General features: G+C 61.7%; 14 protein-coding genes. 5 read left to right on the plus strand and 9 right to left on the minus strand.

The genetic code is table 11. The features are described 5' to 3' along the window. Positions 1 to 12 precede the first annotated feature (12 nt). From ASC85_RS02090 to ASC85_RS02100, 3 genes are all read right to left on the minus strand, one after another. Positions 13 to 1,356: a diguanylate cyclase gene (locus tag ASC85_RS02090; protein ID WP_057448046.1), complete on the minus strand. Its 1,344-nt coding sequence runs from the start codon at positions 1,354 to 1,356 to the stop codon at positions 13 to 15. 1 nt (position 1,357) lies between these two features. Next, complete coding sequence (locus ASC85_RS02095) at positions 1,358 to 2,116, minus strand: substrate-binding periplasmic protein (protein WP_057448047.1); 759 nt, start codon at positions 2,114 to 2,116, stop codon at positions 1,358 to 1,360. 123 nt (positions 2,117 to 2,239) lie between these two features. Beyond that, positions 2,240 to 3,235 carry an aldo/keto reductase gene (locus ASC85_RS02100; RefSeq protein ID WP_057448048.1) on the minus strand — a complete coding sequence of 332 codons (996 nt, stop codon included), beginning with the start codon at positions 3,233 to 3,235 and terminating at the stop codon, positions 2,240 to 2,242. 113 nt (positions 3,236 to 3,348) lie between these two features. Here ASC85_RS02100 and ASC85_RS02105 point away from each other — a divergent pair, with 113 nt between their 5' ends. Beyond that, on the plus strand, positions 3,349 to 4,272 hold the full coding sequence (locus ASC85_RS02105) for a LysR family transcriptional regulator (RefSeq protein ID WP_057448049.1): 924 nt from the start codon (positions 3,349 to 3,351) through the stop codon (positions 4,270 to 4,272). A gap of 172 nt (positions 4,273 to 4,444) precedes the next feature. Here the strand turns inward: ASC85_RS02105 and phnE (ASC85_RS02110) are convergent, their stop codons facing one another. From phnE (ASC85_RS02110) to ppk2, 6 genes are all read right to left on the minus strand, one after another. Continuing rightward, the gene (phnE, locus tag ASC85_RS02110; RefSeq protein ID WP_057448050.1) at positions 4,445 to 5,212 is read right to left on the minus strand and encodes a phosphonate ABC transporter, permease protein PhnE; all 768 of its coding nucleotides are present in this window, start codon (positions 5,210 to 5,212) and stop codon (positions 4,445 to 4,447) included. Beyond that, entirely contained in the window at positions 5,209 to 6,036 is an 828-nt protein-coding gene (gene phnE / locus ASC85_RS02115) for a phosphonate ABC transporter, permease protein PhnE (protein ID WP_057448051.1), read from the minus strand. The genes phnE (ASC85_RS02110) and phnE (ASC85_RS02115) overlap by 4 nt, the downstream gene beginning before the upstream one ends. Next, a complete protein-coding gene (locus ASC85_RS02120) occupies positions 6,030 to 6,827 on the minus strand; it encodes a phosphonate ABC transporter ATP-binding protein (protein ID WP_057448052.1) in 798 nt (265 codons plus the stop codon). Before ASC85_RS02120 ends, phnE (ASC85_RS02115) begins: the two co-directional genes overlap by 7 nt. Beyond that, positions 6,824 to 7,675 (minus strand): putative selenate ABC transporter substrate-binding protein, encoded by an 852-nt coding sequence (locus ASC85_RS02125; RefSeq protein ID WP_003200995.1) that lies wholly within the window; start codon positions 7,673 to 7,675, stop codon positions 6,824 to 6,826. Before ASC85_RS02125 ends, ASC85_RS02120 begins: the two co-directional genes overlap by 4 nt. A gap of 347 nt (positions 7,676 to 8,022) precedes the next feature. Then, positions 8,023 to 9,642 carry an inorganic phosphate transporter gene (locus tag ASC85_RS02130; protein ID WP_057448053.1) on the minus strand — a complete coding sequence of 540 codons (1,620 nt, stop codon included), beginning with the start codon at positions 9,640 to 9,642 and terminating at the stop codon, positions 8,023 to 8,025. A gap of 68 nt (positions 9,643 to 9,710) precedes the next feature. Further along, positions 9,711 to 10,625: a polyphosphate kinase 2 gene (gene ppk2, locus ASC85_RS02135; protein WP_057448228.1), complete on the minus strand. Its 915-nt coding sequence runs from the start codon at positions 10,623 to 10,625 to the stop codon at positions 9,711 to 9,713. A gap of 319 nt (positions 10,626 to 10,944) precedes the next feature. Here ppk2 and ASC85_RS02140 point away from each other — a divergent pair, with 319 nt between their 5' ends. The 4 genes from ASC85_RS02140 to ASC85_RS02155 all read left to right on the plus strand — a co-directional run bounded on the left by ASC85_RS02140 (position 10,945) and on the right by ASC85_RS02155 (position 15,469). Beyond that, the gene (locus ASC85_RS02140) at positions 10,945 to 11,880 is read left to right on the plus strand and encodes a Ppx/GppA family phosphatase (protein WP_057448054.1); all 936 of its coding nucleotides are present in this window, start codon (positions 10,945 to 10,947) and stop codon (positions 11,878 to 11,880) included. A 254-nt stretch (positions 11,881 to 12,134) separates the two neighbouring features. Next, entirely contained in the window at positions 12,135 to 13,232 is a 1,098-nt protein-coding gene (locus ASC85_RS02145) for a carboxynorspermidine decarboxylase (protein ID WP_003201000.1), read from the plus strand. Positions 13,233 to 13,257: 25 nt separating this feature from the next. Beyond that, on the plus strand, positions 13,258 to 14,502 hold the full coding sequence (locus ASC85_RS02150) for a saccharopine dehydrogenase family protein (protein WP_057448229.1): 1,245 nt from the start codon (positions 13,258 to 13,260) through the stop codon (positions 14,500 to 14,502). Positions 14,503 to 14,968: 466 nt separating this feature from the next. Then, on the plus strand, positions 14,969 to 15,469 hold the full coding sequence (locus tag ASC85_RS02155; RefSeq protein ID WP_057448230.1) for a GNAT family N-acetyltransferase: 501 nt from the start codon (positions 14,969 to 14,971) through the stop codon (positions 15,467 to 15,469). Positions 15,470 to 15,489 lie beyond the last annotated feature (20 nt).

The raw sequence follows: 15,489 nt of genomic DNA on the forward strand, positions 1-15,489 counted from the left end.
GCACGCGATGGTTTACAGGGCGACGCAATCGCGTCCCTTGTGTTTGGCCCGGTACAGCGCCTGGTCGGCGCGTTGCAGCAGTTGATCGAAATGGTCCATGGTCTCCGGGTCCAGCTCGGCGACGCCGATGCTCACGGTGACAAACGACGAGACCTTGGAACCGCTGTGGGGCAGTTCACGTTCCGCCAGGCTTGCACGGAAACGTTGGGCGGCCTCGCAGGCCTGGGCGGCGTCGATGTTGGGCAGGACCACGACGAACTCTTCGCCGCCTACGCGCGCGGTCAGTTCGCCAGAGCGGCCGAACACGCTGCGCAGGGTCTCGGCGATCTCTTTCAAGCACAAGTCGCCCTGCATGTGGCCGTAGGTGTCGTTGTAGATCTTGAAGAAATCGACATCGCACATGAGCACCGCCAGCGGGGTCTTGTGGCGGATCGCCCGGCGAAACTCGATGTCCTTCAACTCGTCGAAATAGCGACGGTTGGCCAGTCCCGTCAAATCGTCGTGACGTGACAGTGCTTCAAGGGCCTGGTTGGCCGCCTTCAATTCCGCGGTGCGGGCCTCGACCAGTTCGGCCATCTGGTCGCGACTGGCGGCAAGGGCCAGTTCGTCCGAATGCTGGCGTTCCAAATGGGCGCGCAGATTGTCCTGGAGTGTATTGACCTGGAATTCGAGCAGGCTCAGCTCGTCCTGGCGTTGCACCGCCCGTTGCAGCTTGAGGTGACGCATGAGGGTTTGCGGCGCCAGTTCGCCCAGGTGCCGGGCGATATGCACCACATGCACGGTCACCAGGCGGTTGAACACGGTCATGATCAACCCGGCCAGCAGCAAGGACTGGATGAGCTGGGTGATGACGATGCTGCGTGCTTCGCCCCAGAGGCGCTCCCACAGCAGGTTATTGTCGCCTTCGATGGTCAGCTCGCCGACTTTTTCATGGGCCCCGGCGTAGGGCTGTGCGATGAGCTGGCGATGCAGCACCGGCACCACGCCCGATTGACCGGCGGGGTATCGATTGAGTTCGATGACTTCAGGCGCTTGCCCGGGGCGCAGGATGTTCAATTCCAGGCGTCCCACGGGCGCTGCCTTGGCGACGCTGGTGATTTGCTGGTCGAGGGATTCACGGTCCAGTTCCCAAATGGCATGGGCCAGGGTGTTCTGGAACACCTGGTCGATCAGGGCCAGCTCCGAATTCATTTCCGCCAGATTGTTTTCCCAGGCCAACCAGGTACGCCAGGTGACCATCGCCAGGGTAAAGAGCAGGCAGAACAACAGCGTTGCCAGTACCAGGCGGCGCCCTAGGGAGCTGAACGCCTTGGTCTGTGGTTGCAAGGAGGAGGCCCTACGGAAATTGGCATCCATGTCACAACCATTTGCGCAGGATGGCATCGTAGACGCCATTGCGCCGGATGGTCTCCAGACCCGCACGGAACTTCGCCACCGTATCGGCCGGCGTCTTGCGGCTGAATGCCATGCTCAGGCCGTCGGCGCTGCTCAGCTCGGGCAGCGCCAGCGAGCGGATCAGCAATTTGTCCGGGTCTTCGCCATTCTGGCGCGTCAGGTACAGCGCGTTGAGCTCGTTGGAAATCCACAGCTCCACGTGATCGACCTTGAGCTTGCGGTAGTTGTGTTCGTACTTGGTGCTCGACTGCAATTCCTCGCCGATGCGAAAGCCCTTCGAGACCAGGTATTGCTCACCCACGTCCTGATTGACCGTAGCGATCTGGTGCCCATGGGCATCGGCCAGCGAGTCGAGCTTCACCGGCCGGTCCGCCAGCGAGTAGATGTACCACTGCGTCGGGCCGATGCTGCCGACCCACTGGAATAGCGGTTCGCGTGCAGGCGTGCGGACGATCGAGTAGATCAACACATTGCTTTCATTGAGCGCCAGTTCGTAGGCCCGGGCCCAGGGCATGGAATGGATAGGTGCGTCCATGCCGACCTCCTTGAGCACGGCCTGGACCACCTCGGTGCTCATGCCGGTCATTCGGCCGTTCTGCGTCATGTTGTAGGGCGGCAGTTCCTCGGTCACGATGCGCAGCGGTGCCTCTGCCGCGCAAGCGCTTGCAGCGAGGAACATCAGGACGCCCCACACCAGCAGGCGATTCAGCGGCAAACCCATCGATTATTACCCTATGCAACTGGCAGAGCCCGGCGGGGCCTGGGGCTATTATTGATAGGGTTATCGGCTGGGCTGACGCTTGCTTGAATCCGGCCTGTCGAAGACACCAGCCCAGCCGCAGGATCAACCGTTCAACAACGTCATCGTGTGCGCCTGGTATCGGTCGCCCGCCACGGCACCTTCGCCTGCGAAAATCCCATCCAGCTGGGCCAATTCGTCAGCGCTCAACATCACCGAAGCTGCTGCCACATTGCTTTCCAGGTACTTGCGCTGCTTGGTGCCCGGGATCGGGATGACATGCTCGCCCTGGGCCAATACCCAGGCCAAGGCCAATTGCGCAGCGCTGATGCCCTTGTCCAAGGCCAATGCCTTGACCCGCTCTACCAGCGCCAGGTTGCGATTGAAGTTGTCGGCCTGGAAGCGCGGATTGAAGCGACGATAGTCATCGACGGCGAAGTCCTCCGGTGATTTCAGCTCGCCGGTCAAAAAACCCCGGCCCAAGGGACTGTAGGCGACGAATGCAATGCCCAGGCGCCGGCAAGTATCGAGCACGTCATTGTGTTCAGGCTCACGGGACCACAGCGAATATTCGCTTTGTACCGCTGCCAGGGGATGCACGGCGTGGGCCCGCTGGATGGTCTCGGCGCTGGCTTCCGAGATCCCGATGTGGCGGACCTTGCCGGCCTTGACCAGCTCGGCCATGGCGCCGATGGTTTCTTCGACGGGCACTTCAGGATCGATGCGGTGCTGGTAGTAGAGGTCGAGGTAATCGGTATCGAGACGCTTGAGGCTGCCCTCGACAGATTGCCGGACGTAGTCGGGGCGACCATTGACGCCGCGGGCATGGGGATCGCTGCTGCGCACCAGGCCGAACTTGCTCGCCAGGTAAAGGCTGTCACGCTTGCCGCGCAGGGCCCGTCCGAGCAGTTCTTCGTTGGTATGCGGCCCGTACATGTCGGCGGTGTCGAACAGCGTCACGCCCAGTTCCACGGCGCGGTGCAGCGTGGCAATCGCTTCGCGCTCGTCCACGCCCGTGGTGTAGAAATCCGACATGCCCATGCAACCCAGGCCGATGGAGGAAACGTGAGGGCCGCGATGGCCGAGTTGGCGAGTCTTCATGCTGATAGCTCCTGGAAATGAACGACCTGTGCAGTCTCTATCAAGGGGTTTCCTGGATAAATCCACAATTATTGGTTTAACTATTCGTGATATCTAAATAATGGGGCGCGAGATTGGACCGATTACAGGCCATGCAGGTGTTCCGACGCATCGTTGAACTGGGCGGTTTTGGCAAGGCGGCCGATGACCTTGGGTTGCCTCGGGCCACCGTCAGCCTGCTGATCCAGCAGTTGGAAGCCCATCTGGGCGTGCAACTGTTGCAACGCACCACCCGGCAGGTGCGCGCAACGCTCGATGGGCAAGCGTATTACCAGCGCAGCGGCCAGTTGCTGGACGACCTCGATGACCTCGAAAGTTCGTTATCGGCGCAACGCAGCCAGCCGCGCGGCACCTTGAAAGTGGACATGCCCATCGCCTTTGGTTGCACCTGGATCGTGCCGTGCCTGACGGATTTCTATCGCCGCTACCCGGCGTTGCAACTGGACATCGGTTTCCATGACCGCCAGGTCCATCTGCAGCGCGAGGGCGTGGATTGCGCAATCCGCGCCGGCAACATCGTCGACCAGGCGCTGGTGGCGCGTCCCATCGTGCGCCTGCATCAACTGACGTGCGCCAGCCCAGGCTATCTGGCCCGCGCCGGCACGCCCGGGCGGTTGGAGGATTTGGCGGCCCACCGGGCCATCGGGTTTGCGTCCGGCAACGGGCGGTTCTTCCCGTTCGAATTCGAGGTAGCGGGGCGGGTGCGCGAAATGCAATTGCCCAGTGACTTGAACGTCAACAATGCCGACGCCTACGTGACGGCCTGTGAAGCGGGATTTGGCTTGATCCAGGTGCCGCGTTATCACGTGCAACGGCAATTGGCCGAGGGCCGGTTGGTTCAGGTACTTGAGGATTACAACGTGCCCACGTGGCCGATCTCAGCGGTGTACCCGCCCCATCGACAGTTGTCGCCCAGGGTGCGGGTTTTTATCGACTGGATGATCGAGCTGTTGCACGGCGAGGCGGATGCCCAGCGGACGCTGATGGAGAGGGTGTAGGCCGAGCTGTTGATCGTTCCCACGCTCCGCGTGGGAATGCCTCTACGGACGCTCCGCGTTCGGCTCTTGAGTGGACGCAGAGCGTCCATGGCTGCATTCCCACGCAGAGCGTGGGAACGATCAATGTGGGAGCGAGCTTGCTCGCGATAGGGCCCTGTCAGTCAATAGGACCTCAAGCCTTGACCCAGCGTTGACGACTCCAACCGCTCAACGTATCGACCGCGAAAACCAGTAGCAACATCGCCAGGATCACCGTGCTGCCCTGGGCTTCCTGGAACAGGCTGAGGCTGACGTAGAGCATTTGCCCCAAGCCTCCGGCGCCGACGAAGCCGAGCACGCTGGCCATGCGGATATTGTTTTCCCAGCGGTACAAGACATAGGCCAGTAGCTGGGGCAGGAGGTTGGGCAGCGTGCCGTAGCAGAACGCCAATACCGCATTGCCACCTTGCAGGCGGATGGCGTCGGCCGGTTCGGACGGGGTATTTTCCAGGGCTTCGGCGAACAGCCGGCCGAGCACGCCGGTGGTGTGCAGGGCCAAGGCCAGGGTGCCGGCATTGGGGCCGAGCCCGGCGGCCAGGACCATCAGCGCCGCCCACACCAATTCTGGAACCGCGCGCAAGGCATTGAGCACCAGCCGCGAAGCGCTCTGCAGGGGCCAGCCGAAGCGCCCGGCCGCTGGCAAGGCCAATAGCAGGCCGAAGACTGCCGCGAGCAAGGTGCCAATGGCCGACATGGCGAGGGTTTCCAGGGCGCCGTGGCCGATCGCCTTCAGATGGCCCAGGCTCAGGTCCGGGCTGAGAAAGCGCTGCGCATAAGCGCCCATCTGATGCAGGTTGCCGCTGTCGCCGAGCTCGCCCAGGTCGATGCCCAGGTAGACGAACGAGGCGACGACTGCCGCACCGATGCCCAGGACAATGACCGCGTTGATCAGGCGATTCATGCCAGCCTCCAGCGCAGCAGGCGGCTGAGTTGATCGGCGAGCAGCACCAGCACCAGGAACGTCAGCAGCAGGCTGGCCACTTCACCGCCGGCGAACATTCGCAGCGACAGGTCCATTTGCTGGCCCAGGCCCCCGGCACCGACGAAGCCCATCACTACCGAGGCGCGGATGGCGCACTCCCAGCGATACACCGTGTACGACAACAGTTCCGCCGCGACATTGGGCAGGATCCCATAGCAGAAAGCGGCGAGCCGGCTGCTGCCGGATTGCAAGAGCGCATGGGCCGGACGCTGGTCGACCGACTCGTAGATTTCCGCATAGACCTTGCCCAGCATGCCGCTGTAGGTAATGGCGATCGCCAGTACGCCGGCCGTGGGGCCGAGGCCGACGGCACGCACGAAGAGCAAGGCCCAGACGATTTCCGGGACGCTGCGTAGGAAGATCAGCAGGCCGCGCACCGGCCAGCGCAGCAGTTGCCCCCAATAACCCGGATGCCCGGCACGGGAGGCCGCCGACAGCGACAGGGCGCGGCTGGCCAGCAGGCTTGCGGGCACCGCCAACAGCAACGCCAGGGCCATGCCGGCCGTGGCGATCGCCAGCGTCTGCAAGGTGGCTTGCCACAGCAGTTCGACAAACTCGTCGCCATGGGCTGGAGGCCAGAAGGCCGCTACAAACCGGCCCATTTCACTCTGGCTGTCCCTCGCCACCAGCACGCGAAGGTCCAGTTCGCTGAACTGGATGCCCGGCCACAGCAGGACGAGGGCCAGCAGAGTGAGCAGCAGGCGCGGGCGGGCGGCGGGGTCTCGGGTATCGCGTGTCAGCATCGGGGGATCTGCACGCTCAAGGAAGAGGGGGGTGTTGGCGAAGACTGTAGCTGTTCGTTGGCATAGAGCGTGTCGAGCAACTGGCGGTCTACCGCATCGGTTGGCAGGTCGAACAGGATCTGTCCCTCACGCAGGCCAATGACCCGGGAAAAGTGTGCCAGGGCCAGTTCCACCGCGTGCAGGCTGGCGACCAGGGTGACGTTGTGCTCTCGTGCATGGCGGCACAGCACCGAAAGCGTGTGCTGGGCCAATACCGGGTCCATGGCCGAAACCGGTTCATCGGCCAGCAGCACTTCTGGCGCCTGGTACAACACCCGGGCAATGCCTACGCGTTGCAGCTGCCCGCCCGACAGTTGCTGGCATTGCGCGAACAATTTGTCGCCCAGGTCCAGTCGGGCCAACGCCGCCCTGGCGCCTGGAATATCCAGCGGATGCAGCAGGTTCAACAGGCTTTTGCCGATGCCCCACTGACCGAGCTTTCCGGCCAGGACCGCCGTGATCACGCGTTGACGCGGCGGCAGCGGCGGCGATTGGTGGATCAGGCCGATGCGCGCGCGCAGGCGTTGACGCTGGCGGGCAGACAACTGCCAGGCGCGTTCGCCGAGCAACTGCAGCTCGCCGTTACCCGGGCGCAGGGCGGTGGCCAGCAGGTTGAGCAGGCTTGATTTGCCCGCGCCGGACGGGCCGATGATGGCGACCTGTTCGCCGGCGTTGATGTGCAGGTCGATGCCTCGCAGCGCCTGGACGCCGTTGGCATGGGTAACGCTGACCTGGGTCAGTTGCAGGGTCATTTCAGCAGTTCGGCGGCGCGTGCGGCTTCCTCGATGCCCTTGTAGTTCTCAGGCTTGGTTTCGATGAAGCGGCTGGCGGCCTGCAGATCGAGGATTTCCTTGTCCTTCGGGTTGGCCGGATCGAGTGCCAGGAACGCTGCCTTTATCTTCGCCGCCAGCGCTGGGTCGAGGGTACCGCGCACCGTCCAGTTGTAGTCGAAGTAGGCTGGGGTGGTGGCGAAGACCTTGACCTTGGTCGTGTCGACCTTGCCGGCAGCGACCAGTTTTTCCCAGACACTGGCGTTCAGCACGCCGGCGTCGACCTTGCCGGCCTGGACCCAGGCGACGGTGGCGTCATGGGCGCCCGAGTAGCCCACGCGACTGAAGTAGCTTTCCGGCTTGATGCCGTCCTTGAGCATGAAATAGCGCGGCATGAGGCTACCGGACGTCGACGACACCGAACCGAAGGCAAAGGTCTTGCCCTTGAGGTCGGCGAGGGATTTGACGGCCGGGTCGGCGGTGATGAATTTACTGGTGAACTGGGCGTCCTGTTCGCGCTGGACCAGGGGGATGGCGTTGCCGGTTTTCAGGCGTGCCTGGACGAAGGTGAAGCCGCCCAGCCAGGCCATGTCGATCCGGTCGGTGGCCAGCGCTTCGACCACGGCAGGGTAGTCGCTGACGGGTACGAACTCGACTTTCATGCCGGTTTGCTGCTCCAGATAAGCACCCAGCGGCTTGAACTTGCGCAGCAGTTCGGTCGGGGCCTCATCGGGAATCGCACTGACTTTCAGGGTGTCAGCGGCCTGGGTCAGCAGGCTGCAAAAAGACAGGGCAACGCCGACGGCCAATGCCAGGGAACGCTTGAGCATGGAGGATCTCCGGTACATGAAGGCAAGGAATGGTGAAGCATCACGCCCACGAGGGCGGTACGCCGCTCTGTGAGGGTAGACGAAGGAGCGCGATATTAACCGTTTCTGGCTGTGAACTCACTCATTCCCCTGTGGCGAGGGAGCTTGCTCCCGCTGGCCTCTGTAGGAGCTGCCGAAGGCTGCGATCTTTGATCGTTCGCTTGATACTCAACCGGCTCTGGAAAGATCGCAGCCTCGCTTCGCTCGGCAGCTCCTACAGTGCAGCCGAGCGGGAGCAAGCTCCCACAGTGGGCTGTGGCGAGCGGGAGAATCGAGGCCTCAGTCATGAGGCCTCGGCGAACGAGAGGTCAGAACAGCTTGGTGAACAACCAGTAAAGGCTGCCGGAAAGGAGGATGGCAGCAGGCAACGTCAGTACCCAGGCCATCACCAGGTTGCGGATGGTGCGCATCTGCAAGCCGGAGCCGTTGGCGACCATGGTGCCGGCCACGCCGGAGGACAACACGTGGGTCGTGGACACCGGCAAACCGAACATGTCGGCGGCGCCGATGGTCAGCATGGCGACGGTTTCGGCCGAGGCACCTTGGGCGTAGGTCAGGTGGGACTTGCCGATTTTCTCACCCACCGTCACCACGATGCGCTTCCAGCCGACCATGGTGCCCAGGCCGAGGGCGATGGCCACGGCGATTTTCACCCACAGTGGAATGAACCGCGTGGAGTTGTCGATCTGCTGCTTGAACAGTTGCAGCTGGGCGCTGGTGTCGGCGTCGAAGTTGCCGACCTTGTTCTTGTCCATCAGGCGAATGGTTTCGCTGGTCAGGTACATGTCGTTGCGCACGTTGCCCACGGCTTCGGCGGGGACCTTGGCCAGCGAGCCGTAGCCCTTGACCTCGGCACCAATGCTGCCGGTCATGGCGGCCAGGGCCGGAACCAATTGCGGCGTCGCCTCCTTGCTGCCCACGTAGGTGGAAAGGATCGCTCGCGGATTTGCCGGGGCCGGCAGCGGCGAGTGCTTGGCCAAGGCTTGCTGGGTGACTTGCGCCACGGCGGCGAATTGCAGCGCCTGGTCGGCCGGCATGGTGCGGTTCAGTGCATACGCCATCGGCAGGGTGCCGACCAGAATCAGCATGATCAGGCCCATGCCTTTCTGGCCGTCGTTGGAGCCGTGGGCGAATGACACGCCGGTGCAGGTCAGGATCAGCATGCCGCGAATCCACCAGGGCGGCGGAGTATTGCCTTCCGGGGCCTTGTACAGCGAGCGGTTCTTGACGAAGGCCCGCAGCGCCAGCAGCAGCAATGCAGCGCAACCGAAGCCCACCAGCGGTGACAACAACAACGCATAGCCGATCTTGGTCGCCTGGGCCCAGTCCACACCGCTGGTGCCGTCACGCCCGTGCATCAGGGCATTGGCGACGCCCACGCCGATGATCGAGCCGATCAGCGTGTGGGACGACGACGCCGGCAAACCCAGCCACCAGGTGCCCAGGTTCCACAGGATGGCGGCGATCAGCAGGGCGAAGATCATCGCGAAACCGGCAGAGGAGCCGACTTGCAGGATCAGTTCCACCGGCAGCAGGGCGATGATGCCGAAGGCCACTGCGCCGCTGGAGAGCAGCACTCCGAGGAAGTTGAAGAAGCCTGACCAGGCCACGGCGAAGTTCGGTGCCATGGAATTGGTATAAATGACCGTGGCCACGGCGTTGGCGGTGTCGTGGAAACCGTTGACGAATTCGAAGCCAAGGGCAATCAGCAGCGCCACGCCCAACAGCAGGAACGGCGTCCAGGTGGTCACCACGGTGCCGAGTTCGCTCATGTCGTGCATCAGGCTGTAGGCGGTAAACAGCAAACCGCTGCCCAGTACGGCGAAAAACACCACCAGGGTGATCACGCTCGGCTTGCCGGTGAGTTGCGGTCTTGAGCTGGAGGCGATGGCACTCGATGAGTCCATGACCAGGGTCTGGTTTGTCATGATGAAATCCGATTCAGTGAGCGGTGGAAGTGAGAGGCTCGGTGCCGGGCGTCCCTGCCAGGCTGGCCTTAATAGACCCGGGGCACGATGAGCTCCGGTGGCGTCGGACTGCGGGAGTAGTCTTGCTGTCGTACCCGCTGCGGCAGTTCGATGGCCGGCAGTTCCACCTCTTCATAGGGCATTTGCCCAAGCAGGTGATGGATGCAGTTGAGCCGGGCTTTTTTCTTGTCGTCGGCGTGCACCACCCACCAGGGAGCCTCGGCGATGTGGGTGCGTTCGAGCATGATTTCCTTGGCCTTGGTGTAGGCCTCCCAGCGCCGACGGGACTCCAGGTCCATGGGGCTGAGCTTCCATTGCTTGAGCGGGTCATGGATGCGACTGAGAAAGCGCAGGTGCTGTTCCTGGTCGGAAATGGAGAACCAGTACTTGATCAACTGGATGCCGGAGCGGGCGAGCATCCGCTCGAATTCCGGCACGGTACGAAAGAACTCTTCGTACTGGTCGGCGGTGCAGAACCCCATGACTTGTTCGACGCCGGCGCGGTTGTACCAGCTGCGGTCGAACAGCACGATTTCACCCGCCGCCGGCAGATGCGAAACGTAGCGCTGGAAGTACCATTGGGTCCGTTCGCGGTCATTGGGGGCGGGCAGGGCGGCGACGCGACAGACCCGGGGATTGAGTCGCTGGGTGATGCGCTTGATCACGCCACCCTTGCCGGCGGCATCGCGTCCTTCGAAGAGAATCACGACCTTGTGCCCGGTCTTGACCACCCAGCTTTGCAGCTTCACCAATTCGCCTTGCAGGCGGAACAGTTCGCTGAAATACCGTCGGCGGATTTCCTTCTCGCTATCCGGGGAGTGTTCATCGAACAAGTCGTTCAAGTCATGCCCGTCTTCGGATAACTCCAGCTCCAGTTCTTCGTCACTGTGATCGAGCAGTTCGCGGTGGATGCGCTGTACCAAGGTGTCCTGGATTGAAAGCATGATGGAAAACTCGGTCGTGGAGGCGCCATCCACGCTAGTTGCATTTTGTTACATAGTGGTGACCGTCATCTGTGCTTCACGCGCTTGTCCCTGGCTAAAACGTTTATCTGTGGAGGATGCCCGCACGATCAGGTTTTATCGATTACGTTCGAAGGCGCGGGGTTCGCCCGAAATTTCGCCGGCACGCGTCTGTTTTTCATGGCCGAGCGCCAGGCGTGTCATCCAGGTGTCATCGAAGCCATGGCAGGATCCTCGCAAACCATCGTGGGAAGTCCGGCAGCGCTCGTGCCTGCTGGCTGATGAATCAAGGAACACCGCTATGAAAGGCGACGCCCCCCTGTTCGCGGCCATTGACCTGGGCTCTAACGCCTTCCGCTTGATGATTGGCCAGTCGGTCAAGCGCAATCGACAGTTGGTGATCCAGGAAGTGAAGACCCTGCGTGAGCCGGTCCGATTGGCCGAGGGCCTGCAGGCCGGGGCGTTGGACGAGCTGGCGCTGGATCGGGGTTGGCAGGCTCTGGCCCGATTCGGCAAAAAACTGCGTGGCTTTGAAGCCGGACGGGTGCGGGCGGTGGCGACCAGTGCCGTGCGCGAAGCGGCGAATGCCCAACTGTTCCTGGCCAGTGCCGAGCGGCACCTGGGGTTTCGGATCGACGTGCTGTCCGGGCATGAAGAAGCCCGGCTGGTGTACGCCGGTGTTGCCCACACGGTGCCCGGTGTCGAGCACACGCGGCTGGTGGTGGACATCGGCGGCGGCTCGACCGAACTGATTCTGGGGCAGGGCGCTCAACCGCTAGTGACGGAAAGCATCGCTATTGGCAGTGGCACCTTTGGCGCGCGTTACTTTCCGGGTGGATGCATCACCGCTCAGGCCTTGTTGGAGGCTGAGCGAGTGGCTGTGCTGCAGTTTGAAAAAGTGGCGGCAGGTTATCGCGCCCAGGGCTGGCAGCAGGCAATCGGTTCCTCCGGAACCGCGCGGATGTTGGCCAAAGTGCTCAAGGCCAACGGCCTCAACGACTTGGGTAAAGGCGGCATTACCTACAGTGGATTATTGCGTTTGTCGTTGCGACTGTTGGAGGTCGGCCACGTCAACCAGCTCAGATTGGCCGGCTTGCAAAGCCATCGCCTGGGCATCCTGCCCGGTGGCCTGGCGATCATGCTGGCGGCATTCAAGGTCTTTGGTATCTCGCAGATGATTGCTTCCGAGCCGGGCCTGAGGTTCGGCGTTCTGCATGGCCTGATGCATCAGCACTGATCACGGGCGGTTGTTGCCCATTGCCGTCTATCAGCGATGGCTCAATTTCGAGCATCAGCGCCTCTTCGGTGACCCCTTCCTTACCAGATCATCCAGCATTTCATCGCCTGGGCAGTCGGTACGTCCGGTTATCGCAAAGCGTGGGCCTGGATCAGGATGATTGCGTGAACGGGGCTTTTCGCTCTTTCGATCTGCAGTCAGTGAAGGCACAATGCGCATCCTTTTTTGGCTCGCCTTGCCCGGAGGCCTCGAAAATGATCAAAACGCCGTACTACCTCATCGACAAACAAAAGCTGCTGGCGAACATGCAGAAGATCGCCTATGTGCGTGAGCAGTCCGGGGCCAAGGCCTTGTTGGCGCTCAAGTGCTTCGCCACCTGGTCGGTGTTCGACCTGATGCAGCAGTACATGGACGGCACCACGTCGTCGTCGCTCTATGAGCTCAAGCTCGGCCGGCAGAAATTCGCTGGCGAGACCCATGCCTACAGCGTCGCCTGGGCTGACGATGAGATCGAGGAGATGCTCGCCAACTGCGACAAGATCATCTTCAACTCCATCGGCCAGTTGCAGCGCTATACCGAAGCGTCGGCCGGCAAGGTCCGTGGCCTGCGGGTCAATCCGCAAGTGAGCAGCTCCGATTACCTGCTGGCTGACCCGGCGCGCCCTTTCAGCCGTCTGGGCGAATGGGATCCGGTGAAAATCGAGCAAGTCATCGAGCATATCTCCGGCTTCATGTTCCACAACAACTGCGAGAACGGCGATTTCGGTTTGTTCGACCAGATGCTGGGCACTATCGAAGAGCGCTTTGGTCACTTGCTGCATAAGGTCGAGTGGGTCAGCCTCGGTGGCGGCATTCACTTCACCGGCGAAGGCTATGCCCTGGACGCCTTCTGCGCACGGCTCAAGGCCTTCTCGCAAAAATATGGCGTGCAGGTCTACCTGGAGCCGGGCGAGGCCGCGATCACCCAGAGCGCGTCGCTGGAAGTCACCGTGCTCGACACGCTCTACAACGGCAAGCACCTGGCCGTGGTGGACAGCTCCATCGAGGCACACATGCTCGATCTGCTGATCTATCGCCTGGACGCCAAGATGGCACCGAGCGAGGGCGAACACACCTACATGGTGTGCGGCAAATCCTGCCTGGCCGGAGACATCTTCGGCGAGTACCAATTCGATCGTCCGCTGTCCATCGGCGATCGGCTGTCGTTCATCGACGCAGCGGGCTACACCATGGTCAAGAAAAACTGGTTCAACGGCCTGAAAATGCCGTCCATCGTAGTGAAGCAACTCGACGGCAGCGTCGAGGTGGTTCGCGAGTTTGTTTACGACGACTATCTGTCCAGCCTGTCTTGAGCTGGCGGAAGGAGAAATGAAGAAATTGAAGAAGAACGTACTTATCATTGGTGCAGGAGGTGTCGCCAAGGTGGTGGCCCACAAGTGCGCGCAGCACAACGACGAACTCGGTCGTATTGCTATCGCGTCGCGCAACATCTCCAAATGCCAGGCCATCATCGACAGCGTCAAGGCCAAGGGTAGCCTCAAGCAACCCGCCGACATCAAGGCCTTTGCACTGAACGCTCTGGATGTCGAAGCGACCAAGGCGCTGATTCGCGAAACCGAGTCGCAGATTGTCATCAACGTCGGCTCTGCCTTTCTCAACATGTCGGTGCTGCGTGCCTGCATCGATACCGGCGTGGCCTACCTGGACACCGCCATCCACGAAGAACCGGGCAAGGTCTGCGAGACGCCGCCCTGGTACGGCAACTACGAGTGGAACCACCTCCAGGAGTGCCAGGAAAAGAACATCACCGCCATTCTCGGCGTGGGCTTCGACCCGGGTGTGGTCAATGCCTATGCGGCACTGGCGCAGCAACAGCATTTCGACCGCATTGATTCGATCGATATTCTCGACGTCAATGCCGGCTCCCATGGCAAATATTTCGCCACCAATTTCGACCCGGAAATCAATTTCCGCGAATTCACCGGACAGGTGTGGAGCTGGCAGGACAGCCAGTGGACCAGCAACACCATGTTCGAGGTCAAGCGCACCGACGACCTGCCGGTCGTGGGCTCGCAGAACCTGTACCTCACCGGCCATGACGAAGTGCACTCGCTGTCGAAGAACCTCGACGTGCCCAACGTGCGTTTCTGGATGAGCTTCGGTGAGCACTACATCAACGTGTTCACCGTACTGAGGAATCTCGGCCTGCTCTCCGAGCAACCGGTCATGACCGCCGAAGGCCTGGAAGTGGTGCCGCTGAAAGTGGTCAAGGCCGTGCTGCCTGACCCGAGTTCGCTGGCGCCGGGCTACACCGGCAAGACCTGCATCGGCGACCTGGTCAAGGGCGTCAAGGATGGCCAGCCGCGCGAGATGTTCATCTACAACGTGGCCGACCACGAGGACGCCTACGCCGAAACCGACAGCCAGGGCATTTCCTATACCGCAGGCGTGCCACCCGTGGCCGCAGCCTTGCTGGTGGCCCGTGGCGAGTGGGATGTGCAGCGCATGGTCAACGTCGAGGAGCTGCCTGCCGAGGCGTTCCTCGAGGCGTTGGATGTGATGGGCTTGCCGACGCGCATCAAGGACGAGCATGGAGACCGTCCCTGGAACCAAAACGCCTAAGGATAGCGGCGGGTTGCGTTCCGGCTCCACAATCCGTGGGAAGCCTTGAAAAAATGCTCCGTATCGAAAGGTACGGGGCATTTTTCGTTTATGGCCGCGTCAAATGAATCCCCTCGCCACATAAGTCCCTGGATATACCTATTCTGTGTGGGAATGCATCCCGTGACGCTCTGCGTCACCTTCCAGAAGCGGAACGCCGAGCGTCCCTGGCGACATTCCCACGCAGGAGCGTGGGAACGATCGATGAGCGCTTGTTCTCGCTGGGTCATGCGTAGGAGCTGCCGAAGGCTGCGATCCCTTGATTTTTCGCTCACGACTCAATTGGCTGGAGCAAGATCGCAGCCTCGTTGCACTCGACAGCTCCTACGACGCAGCCCCCCAACACAAGACCGCTCAAGCAGAAACCCTGGCCATGGACGAACGCTCGACCTTACGATTGCGCTTCAAGACCCAGGAGAAGCAATCAGTGACACCATTCAGGATTCGCGAGCTGGAGAATACCGACGTCGAAGCGCTGCTGGCCTTCGAGATCCACAACCGTGAATGGTTCGAGTCGCATATCGACGCCCGCGACCCAGCCTTTTATTCAAGGGCGGGCGCCACCGATCACATTGAAAGCTATTTGGCCGATTTTGCCGAGGGCGTCTGGCACCCGTTTGTCATCGAAGATTCCAGCGGGAGAATAGTCGGGCGAGCGAATCTGAAAAGCATCCATTCACCACACGGTTGTGTCGAGGTGGGCTATCGCATTGATCAACGCGTTTGTGGGCAAGGGTTGGCAACGCAGGCCCTGAAACACCTGATCGAGGCGGCACGGGTGCGTTGGGCGCTTACGCAACTGGTGGCTTATGTCTATGAGAGCAACGTCGGCTCAAGGAAGGTCCTTGAACGGTGCGGGTTTGTGCCTGAAGCGCTGTCGGGTAGCGAGGAAATCGAGGATGGAGGCCGCTTTGTGCTGTCGATCTAGAACTCGATCCACGCCGGACA

Source organism: Pseudomonas sp. Root401 (assembly GCF_001425105.1).
GTDB classification, from domain to species: Bacteria; Pseudomonadota; Gammaproteobacteria; order Pseudomonadales; family Pseudomonadaceae; genus Aquipseudomonas; species Aquipseudomonas brassicacearum.

Excerpts from the sequence above, each read along its gene's own strand:
- ASC85_RS02090 (WP_057448046.1), bottom strand. The coding sequence starts at position 1,356 with ATGGATGCCAATTTCCGTAGGGCCTCCTCCTTGCAACCACAGACCAAG.
- ASC85_RS02095 (WP_057448047.1), bottom strand. The coding sequence starts at position 2,116 with ATGGGTTTGCCGCTGAATCGCCTGCTGGTGTGGGGCGTCCTGATGTTC.
- ASC85_RS02100 (WP_057448048.1), bottom strand. The coding sequence starts at position 3,235 with ATGAAGACTCGCCAACTCGGCCATCGCGGCCCTCACGTTTCCTCCATC.
- phnE (WP_057448050.1), bottom strand. The coding sequence starts at position 5,212 with ATGAATCGCCTGATCAACGCGGTCATTGTCCTGGGCATCGGTGCGGCA.
- phnE (WP_057448051.1), bottom strand. The coding sequence starts at position 6,036 with ATGCTGACACGCGATACCCGAGACCCCGCCGCCCGCCCGCGCCTGCTG.
- ASC85_RS02120 (WP_057448052.1), bottom strand. The coding sequence starts at position 6,827 with ATGACCCTGCAACTGACCCAGGTCAGCGTTACCCATGCCAACGGCGTC.
- ASC85_RS02125 (WP_003200995.1), bottom strand. The coding sequence starts at position 7,675 with ATGCTCAAGCGTTCCCTGGCATTGGCCGTCGGCGTTGCCCTGTCTTTT.
- ASC85_RS02130 (WP_057448053.1), bottom strand. The coding sequence starts at position 9,642 with ATGACAAACCAGACCCTGGTCATGGACTCATCGAGTGCCATCGCCTCC.
- ppk2 (WP_057448228.1), bottom strand. The coding sequence starts at position 10,625 with ATGCTTTCAATCCAGGACACCTTGGTACAGCGCATCCACCGCGAACTG.
- ASC85_RS02140 (WP_057448054.1), top strand. The coding sequence starts at position 10,945 with ATGAAAGGCGACGCCCCCCTGTTCGCGGCCATTGACCTGGGCTCTAAC.
- ASC85_RS02145 (WP_003201000.1), top strand. The coding sequence starts at position 12,135 with ATGATCAAAACGCCGTACTACCTCATCGACAAACAAAAGCTGCTGGCG.